This is a genomic window from Pseudomonas sp. AOB-7 (genome assembly GCF_003696305.1).
Classification (GTDB): Bacteria; Pseudomonadota; Gammaproteobacteria; order Pseudomonadales; family Pseudomonadaceae; genus Aquipseudomonas.
The window spans coordinates 1-8,010 of record NZ_RFFK01000027.1; the positions used below are offsets into that span (position 1 = coordinate 1).

Sequence of the window (8,010 nt, forward strand, 5' to 3'; positions counted from 1 at the left end):
TAGTTTTCCGAGGCGATCAGCTCGATATGGTCTTCCTGACGACGCTCTTCCTGGTCGATGGCGGCGAGCAATTCATCGTCGTAACCCTGGATCTGATCCTGCTTGCTGAACATCTCGATCTCCCGGCAACCCGTCAGGGCCGCATCTGTGTTGGCGAAGCGCCCACCGCGGTGGCCCACGGAGCCATCGGCAGGGCGTCTGTTGGGATCGATTGTGCGAAATAGCCTGGGGGGTCATTTGCCTAATTACGACGTCAAAATGCTCAAACTGACCTACCCCGAACGGCGCGACGGGCGGTGACCACGGCGCCTGGCGGCCCAATGCCGGGAATGTCGCGCAGAGACAGGTGGCGGCCCGGGCCACGGCGCCGGGCAGCGGGGAAATGGGTGTAAGATCGGCACAGGCCCGCCTGGGTGCCGACCGGGGCGGTCTCCGCGGTCGCGCAGGCAACGACCGGACAGGAGCACCAGATGAACTACGCCGAATATCTGCAACCGCAAGCGCCTGCCTGCGGCACGCTGAAGACCTTCGGCTTCCTGCTGATCCCCAACTTCACCGCCATCGGCTTCGCCTCGGCCATCGAGACCCTGCGCATGGCCGGTCTGGCCGCCAGACGGCCGCTGTACCGTACCCTGCTGATCGCCGCCGGCAACGAGCCGGTGCCGGCCAGCAACGGCATGCGCGTGCTGGCGGACACCAGCTTCGAGCAGGCGCCGCCGCTGGACGCCCTGTTCGTCGTCGGCGCCAACCCGATCCCGCAGAAGTACGACCGGACGCTGCTCGCCTGGCTACGCCGGCTGGCCGAACAGGGCGTGCCGCTGGGCGGCATCTGCACCGGCAGCCACCTGCTGGCCTGCGCCGGCCTGCTCAAGGGCTATCGCTGCACCCTGCACTGGGAAGACATCGAGCAGGTCAAGGAGAAGTTCCCGGGAATCATCATCTCCAACCAGCTGTATGAGCTGGATCGCGATCGCTACACCTGCTCGGGCGGCACCGCCGCGATGGACATGACCCTGCAGCTGGTCAGCCGCGAGCCCGGCGGCGCCGAGATCGCCAGCCGCGCCGCCGAGCTGCTGCTGTGCGACCGGGTGCGCAGCGCCCGCGACCAGCAGCGCATCCCGTTGCGGCAGAAGATCGGCAACGCCCAGCCCAAGCTGAGCCAGATCGTGGCGATCATGGAGTCGAATCTGGAGGAACCGCTGGAGCTGGAGGAGCTGGCGCAGCTCAACGAGGTGTCGGTGCGCCAGCTGGAGCGGTTGTTCCACAAATACCTGGGGCGCAAGCCCAGCCAGTACTACCTGGAGCTGCGCCTGAATCGGGCGCGCGAGCTGCTGCTGCGCAGCGATGCCCAGGTGCGCGACGTCGCCCTGGCCTGCGGCTTCGCCTCGCCGGCGCACTTTTCCAAGTGCTACAGCCGCCAGTTCGGCCTGTCGCCGCGCGGCGAGCGCAAGCAGAGCCCCTTGGGCTGAGCGCTGCTGCACGAACGCTCGCGAGCCCCCGGAGACCGTCTCGCCAGGGCGCTTGCCGTCTTCACCACAGCTGAGCGCCCTCCTCCGCGCGGCAGGCTCACACGTTGAAACGACCCAGCAACTGATCCTGTTGGACCACCTGCTCGACCATCAGCCCACATTGCCGGACCTGCTGTTGAGCGCCGGCGGCGACCAGCTGGCTGATGTCGCGGATGTTGCAGGTATTGCGGTTGATCTCCTCGGTAGTGGCGCTCTGCTGCTCGGCCGCGGCGGCGATCTGCAGGTTCATGTCGCTGATCCGGGCGATCGCCTCACCAACACTCTCGAGCAGCCGATTGGCGTCGCCGGCATCTTCGGCGGTCCAGCTGGCACTGTCGCGACTCTGCCGCATGCGCGCCTCCACCTCCTTCACCCCGCTCTGGAGATGGTCGATCATCTGGCGGATCTCCTCGGTCGATTGCTGGGTACGCGAGGCCAGCGAGCGAACCTCGTCAGCCACCACGGCGAAACCTCGCCCAGACTCCCCGGCACGGGCCGCCTCGATGGCCGCGTTGAGGGCCAGCAGGTTGGTCTGCTCGGCAATACTGACGATCACCGCAAGAATCGACTCGATGTCATGGCTGAGCCCGACCAGCCGATTGATTGCCTGGCCGGTGTCATCCATATCGGCGGCCAACTGCTTGATCGCCCGGCTGGTGCGCGCAACCACGACGAGGCCGCTTGCAGTTTCCAGGTTGGCGCCGGTCGCCGTCTGGGCGGCGGCCTGGGCGTTGCGCGCGACCTCCTCGGCAGTGGACGACATTTCCTGCGTCGCCGTGGCCAGTTGGTCGAGTTCCTGCAATTGCGCCTGCAAACGCTCGGCGGACACCTCGGCTTCGTTGCAGGTCAGGGCAGTACTGGCACGCACCCGCTGCGAGCCACCGACCATCTCGCCGATCAAACCCTGCAGGTACTGCAGAAAGCCGTTGAACTCGCGCGAGACCAGGGCGATCTCATCGCTACCGCTGGCCGGCAGACGACGCGTGAGATCGCCCTGACCGCTGTTGACCTCGCGCAAAGAAGCCCTGAGCCGATCGAGGGGCTCGAGCAGCCGCCTCATCAACAACCCCAGCAGCACCAGGCTGACGACCACCCCGAGCAGGGTGCCGAGCACGGCACGTTGACTGAGGGCATCGACCTCGGCCATGACCAAGCGCTTGTCCAACACCACACCGATGTACCAATCCATATCCGCAAGATCGCTCAGGGGCGTGAAGGAAAGCAGCAGACGCCCATCGTCACCGGCCTCCTGCAGCCCCTTGTCCAGCGCAGGCGTCTGGCCGTCGAACAGGTCGCTGTAGGCCTTGCCGTTCATGCGGGTATCGGGGTGGGAAATGATGGTGCCACTGCGGCTCAACAGGAAGGCATAACCAGCCCCGTTGAAATCCAGGGTGTTGATCGCGTCGGCCACCGTCTGCAAGCGGATGTCGCCACCGAATGCTCCCTTGAACGCCCCGGCGTCGCTGACCCGAGCCACTGCGGATATCAGGACCTCACCGGTCCCGGCTACCGCGTAGGGTTCGGTTAGCACGGCTCGCGCGGCGTCCCGGGCCTGCGCATACCAGGGCCGCTGGCGGGCATCCCAATCGGCGGGAGGATGCCAGCCCGGATCGTTGCTGAGAGCTTGCCCTCCGGTCGCCTCCAGCCCGCCGAACATGGAGAGAAACTGCTCCTTGAGCACGGCTGATGCGAAAACCTGTTCTATCTGCGACTCGCTGAAATTGAGATCTATCTGCTGCGCAGCCATGTCGATCAGTTGCAACTTGGCGTTCAGCCAGGCCTCGATCCGCCGCGCCAGCGCCGTGCTCGATTCGTTGATGCTGGTTTCGACCTGCTGGCGCAAGGTGCCGCGCACCTGGCTGATCAGAGTCAGCGACAACAGGCTGGTGGTCAACAGCAGAACCAATGCTGCGGCTAACGCCACCTTGGTGCTGATCCTCATCGTGTTCGAACTCCTGTAGAAACCTTGCGCCCGCCACCGGCGGGCCATGGATAGCAAAAGGCCACGGACTCCGGAAAGACCGTGGCCTTGCTCAACAGAGCAGGACTCAGAGCCCGCGCTGCAACACCGGCAGTCGGCTGCGGGTCAGGACGGATACCGCCACGTAGCAGAGGGATGAGGCCAGGCAACCGAGCAACGGCCCTTCCACCCAGCCGATATCGGTGCTCAGCAACAGACCGCCGCTGGTGAAGAAGCCGACCAGCATGGCCGTCAGCGCGCCGGCGACGTTGCCACGCCAGAATGTGGAGATGAACACCGGGCCGATCATCGCCGCCAGCAGGGTGCCGGAGCCGAGGATGCCGAGCCAGGACAGCATGAACGGCGGCGCGTACATCATCATCAGCAAGCCGAGCAGCCCCAGCGCCACCACCGCGACACGGTTGACGATCAGCGCACGCGGCGAATCCGTCTCGGCATGCTTGTTCAGTGCCAGGCGCAGGTCGTGCGAGGTCGCCGAGGCCACGGTATGCAGCATGGAGTTGGCGGTGGACTTCATGGCGAAGATGATGAACAGGGTGATCAAGCCCTGCAGCGCCGGGTGCATGAAGGTCTGCAGGTACATCGGCATGGCGTTGTCAGGATCGGCCAGTTGCGGGCCGAAGGCGCGCATGTACAGGCCGACGATGGGGATCAGGCTGAGCAGGCCGCCGAGAATGGCCACGTAGATCCCGACCTTGTGCATCTTCACCTTGGGCCTGAAGGCCAGAAAGCGGATGGCCATATAGGGCAACACCGCGGCGAACAGGAAGGCGTAGGGCAGCACCAGGAACACCGAAGCCTTGCTTTCGCCGTAGGGCGCCGCGGTGACCGGGTTGAGCAGCTTCGGGTCGATGCTGTTGAGGTTGGCCTCCCACAGCCCCAGGTCGACGCTGGTGAACATCTGCACCATGATCACCACCGCGGCCAGGGCCATGCCGCAGACCATCACGGTGTCGGTCCAGGCCACCGCGGCCAGGCCGCCGAGCATGGTGTAGAGGATGATCACCGAGATCATCAGCCAGGCGCTGCTGGTCATATCGATGTTCAGCCAGGACGCGCCGAGCATGCCCACCGCCTTGATCTGGCTGACCAGAAAGACCATCAGCAGGACGATGGTCATGACCGCCGCCACCCCCTGCAGCAGGCGCCCGCCGGCGCCGCCGCCATGGATCTGGCCGATGTACTCGGGGATGGTGTTGCTGCCCATGCACAGGGCGCGCTTCTGCATGTGATTGGCGAAGAACAGCACGGCGATCATCATCGCCGGGGCGAAGAAGAAGTTGCCCAGCAACTCGATGGCGCCGAACTCGTAGGCCACCGCCGGCGAGCCCATGAAGCCCCAGCCGCTGAAGCCGGTGGCGACTATGGTGCTGGCGCCGACGAAGGCGCCCAGGCTTCGGCCGGCGAGCAGAAAGCCGCCTTCGTCGCTGTCCCTGACTTTGCGCGAGGAGAGAAAACCTATTCCGATCATTACCGCGAAGGTGACGATCAGCAGAGCCCAGTTGAACAGTTCATAGAAGTCCATTGCGCTTACTCCGCCGGTCGGGAGGTTTCGTGGGCGGCACGGCACACATAGGTGGCGGCCGCGATCAGGAACATGAGGATGTTGAGCGCTACGAAGAGCGTGAGTACCCAGGAGCTCATTGGTGTGGCCTCTTGTTGTCGTTATGGGCGCCCCGCAGGGCGGGTCAAAGGGCCGAGCGCGCAAGGCGTTCGGCGATAGCTCAGGCGTTCGGCGGCGCGAGGGTTGCGCCACCGCTCGTCAGGGAGGTGAATCGTCGGATGCCGGCGACGCCAATCCATCGCCATGGGCAACGGCGCGCAGGCTGAGCGCCCGCGCCGACGGCATCCACTCGCGAACCGCGGACAGCAGCCCGCCGGCTTTGCCGCTCGACTCGAAATCATTCATCTGCTGGCCTCCCGGTCGCCCACCCGAGGTGGGCGACGCTGCTTGGGCCATGCTCTGGCGAGCACGGCACGGGGACTACTTGCGAACGATGTTGCGCTCCGGGCCGTAGGGGAACTTGGTGATGTTCTCCGCGCCCTGCTCGTTGACGATCAGGATGTCGTGCTCGCGATAGCCGCCGGCGCCAGGCAGGCCTTCGGGCAGCATGATCATCGGCTCCATCGACACCACCATGCCCGGCTCCAGCACGGTGTCGATGTCCTCGCGCAGCTCCAGGCCGGCCTCGCGACCGTAGTAGTGGCTGAGGGTGCCGAAGGAGTGGCCGTAGCCGAAGGTGCGGTACTGCAGCAGGTCGTGGCTGAGGAAGATCTCGTTGAGTTCCTTGGCGATGTCGCTGCAGCGTGCGCCGGGCTTGATCAGCTTGAGACCGGCCTCGTGCACCTCGACGTTGGCCAGCCACAGGCGCAGGTGGTCGTCGGAGCAGTGGTCGAGGAACAGGGTGCGCTCCAGCGCGGTGTAGTAGCCGGCGATCATCGGGAAGCAGTTGAGGCTGAGGATGTCGCCCTTGTTCACCTTGCGGGTGGTCACCGGGTTGTGCGCGCCGTCGGTGTTGATGCCGGACTGGAACCAGGTCCAGGTGTCCATCAGCTCGACCTCGTCGAAGGTCTCGGCGATGGCGCGGACCATGGCCTGGGTGGCGTGCAGGGCCACCTCGTACTCCGGCACCTGGTCGCGCAGGGCCTCGACCACCGCCGCGCCGCCGATGTCGGCGATGCGTGCGCCGTGGCGGATCATCACGTGCTCCTCGGCGGACTTGATCATGCGCATGCGCATGCAGGGCGCGGCGACGTCGACCAGCTCGGCGTCCGGATAGCGGGCGGCCAGCTTGTCGCGGTTCTGCAGGTTCAGGTGGTCGAACTCGATGCCGATGCGGCGCGCGCGCGGCAGCGCCTGCTGGATGGCGACGAAGTAGTTGTCGCGCTGCCAGTCGGTGTAGACGATGTTGTCGGTGCCGACGGTGCGGCGCCAGGGCTGGCCGCCGTCGATATTGGCGCTGATGCTGACCACGTCGTCCTGGGTCACCACCAGGGCGTAGGGGCGACCGAAGGAGCAGTAGAGGAAGTCCGAGTAGTAGTTGATGTTGTGGTACGAGGTGAAGACCGCCGCGTCGATGTTCTCGGCCGCCAGGTGGGCGCGCAGCTTGGCATGACGGTTGGCGTATTCCTGGGCGGTGAACGTCGATTTGACCTTTTCGCCGTTCCGGATTCGGAGCGTTTGGGGCATCTGCATGGCGTGAATCCCTCTGCTGTCTGGGGTAAGGCGACCGGCCGGATTGGCGGGTCGTTGAGAGGATTGCAACAGATGCCCGGCGCGGATTTTTGTACGGTTCCGACCCGAAGTTGGTCAGATCCGCTGCGGCCTATGCCCTGCCGCGCGGGCAATTTCCGCGCGCAAAAAAAAAGAGGCCCGTACCGCGCTGCCAGCACGGACGGGCCTCGAAAGGGTGACAGCCGGAGGGACGGCGGTCAGTGCAGCGCCACCTGCGGCGTACGCCGCTCGTCGCTGGGGCAGAGGGCGAAGTGCTCGCGGTAGCAGCGCGAGAAGGTCTGCGCTGAGAGGAAGCCGCAAGCGGCTGCCACCTCGACCACGCTGAGGCGGGTACGGCGCAGCAACTGGCGCGCGCGCACCAGGCGCAGGCGCAGGTAGTAGCGCGCCGGCGAGCACTGCAGATGGCGCTCGAACAGGCGCTCCAACTGGCGCCGCGACAGCGCGACGAACCCCGCCAGCTGGCCGAGTTCGAGCGGCTCCTCGAGGTTGCTCTCCATCAGGCTGATCACCTCGCGCAGCTTGGGGCTGGGCTCGTCGCCGCACAGGTGCAAGGGCATCTGCGCCGGCAGCGGCTCGCAGCGGACCAGCTCGAACGCCAGGGTCTCGGCGATCGCCCTGACCAGCGGCTGGCCATGCCGACCGGCGATCAGCTGCAGCATCAATTCCAGCCCCGCCGCGCCGCCGGCGGCGGTACCGCGGTCGCGGTCGACGACGAAGGGCTGGGCGCTCAGCGCCACGCCGGGAAACGCGCGCTGCAGATCGACCCGGCAGCGCCAGCTGGTGCTGCACTGGTGGCCCTCCAGCAGACCGGCGCGCGCCAGCGTCCAGCTGCCGCTGCCGAGCGCGCCGAGAAACCGCCCGGGCTGCGCCTGCTGCCGCAGGTAGCGCTCCAGTTCGGGCCGCTCGCGCGCCTGCGCGGCATCGCTGCCACAGAGGATCAGCCCGTGCAGCTCGCCCGCCGCGTCGGCGGCGCCATCCGGGGTGATCCACATGCCGTTGCTGGCGCGCAGCGGCCGGCCCTGCAGGCTGAGCGTCTGCCAGCGGTACAGGCTGCGCCCGGCCAGCTGGTTGGCCAGGCGCAGCGGCTCCAGCGCGGCGGCCAGGGCTACCAGGCTGAACTGGTCATCCAGCAGAAAGCCGATGGACTCCACGGCGGCAAGGGTCGGCAGTTTCTCGAAACGGGTCATTGCGGCAGTCCTCGACAAAACCAGCGGGCAGGAGAATCAGCACTCGACCTGGCTCACCGCCAGGCCGCCGCGCGAGGTTTCCTTGTACTTGTCGTGCAT

At 66.3% G+C, this 8,010-nt stretch carries 7 protein-coding genes and 1 pseudogene; 1 reads left to right on the forward strand and 7 read right to left on the reverse strand.

The features are described from left to right. A partial coding sequence (locus EA796_RS23515) for a hypothetical protein (protein ID WP_256679246.1) occupies window positions 1-113 on the reverse strand: 113 nt, incomplete at its 3' end. A gap of 357 nt (window positions 114-470) precedes the next feature. Here EA796_RS23515 and EA796_RS22660 point away from each other — a divergent pair. Then, on the forward strand, window positions 471-1,469 hold the full coding sequence (locus EA796_RS22660; protein WP_122110257.1) for a GlxA family transcriptional regulator: 999 nt from the start codon (window positions 471-473) through the stop codon (window positions 1,467-1,469). A 97-nt stretch (window positions 1,470-1,566) separates the two neighbouring features. Here the strand turns inward: EA796_RS22660 and EA796_RS23770 are convergent, their stop codons facing one another. The 6 genes and pseudogenes from EA796_RS23770 to EA796_RS22680 form a co-directional block, all read right to left on the reverse strand. After that, complete coding sequence (locus EA796_RS23770) at window positions 1,567-2,397, reverse strand: methyl-accepting chemotaxis protein (RefSeq protein ID WP_371921483.1); 831 nt, start codon at window positions 2,395-2,397, stop codon at window positions 1,567-1,569. Window positions 2,398-2,424: 27 nt separating this feature from the next. After that, a pseudogene (locus EA796_RS23775) lies at window positions 2,425-3,498 on the reverse strand (cache domain-containing protein); the annotation flags it as partial. 58 nt (window positions 3,499-3,556) lie between these two features. Next, the gene (locus EA796_RS22670) at window positions 3,557-5,014 is read right to left on the reverse strand and encodes a sodium:solute symporter (protein ID WP_122110259.1); all 1,458 of its coding nucleotides are present in this window, start codon (window positions 5,012-5,014) and stop codon (window positions 3,557-3,559) included. 237 nt (window positions 5,015-5,251) lie between these two features. Further along, window positions 5,252-5,398 (reverse strand): hypothetical protein, encoded by a 147-nt coding sequence (locus EA796_RS23240; protein ID WP_158603111.1) that lies wholly within the window; start codon window positions 5,396-5,398, stop codon window positions 5,252-5,254. 75 nt (window positions 5,399-5,473) lie between these two features. After that, window positions 5,474-6,685 (reverse strand): M24 family metallopeptidase, encoded by a 1,212-nt coding sequence (locus EA796_RS22675; protein ID WP_122110260.1) that lies wholly within the window; start codon window positions 6,683-6,685, stop codon window positions 5,474-5,476. Window positions 6,686-6,921: 236 nt separating this feature from the next. After that, entirely contained in the window at window positions 6,922-7,911 is a 990-nt protein-coding gene (locus EA796_RS22680) for a GlxA family transcriptional regulator (RefSeq protein ID WP_122110261.1), read from the reverse strand. Between the last annotated feature and the right edge of the window lie 99 nt (window positions 7,912-8,010).

Bases quoted from the DNA above. Each gene is read 5' to 3' on its own strand.
- EA796_RS22660 (WP_122110257.1), top strand. From the start codon at position 471: ATGAACTACGCCGAATATCTGCAACCGCAAGCGCCTGCCTGCGGCACG.
- EA796_RS23770 (WP_371921483.1), bottom strand. From the start codon at position 2,397: ATGGTCGGTGGCTCGCAGCGGGTGCGTGCCAGTACTGCCCTGACCTGC.
- EA796_RS22670 (WP_122110259.1), bottom strand. From the start codon at position 5,014: ATGGACTTCTATGAACTGTTCAACTGGGCTCTGCTGATCGTCACCTTC.
- EA796_RS23240 (WP_158603111.1), bottom strand. From the start codon at position 5,398: ATGAATGATTTCGAGTCGAGCGGCAAAGCCGGCGGGCTGCTGTCCGCG.
- EA796_RS22675 (WP_122110260.1), bottom strand. From the start codon at position 6,685: ATGCAGATGCCCCAAACGCTCCGAATCCGGAACGGCGAAAAGGTCAAA.
- EA796_RS22680 (WP_122110261.1), bottom strand. From the start codon at position 7,911: ATGACCCGTTTCGAGAAACTGCCGACCCTTGCCGCCGTGGAGTCCATC.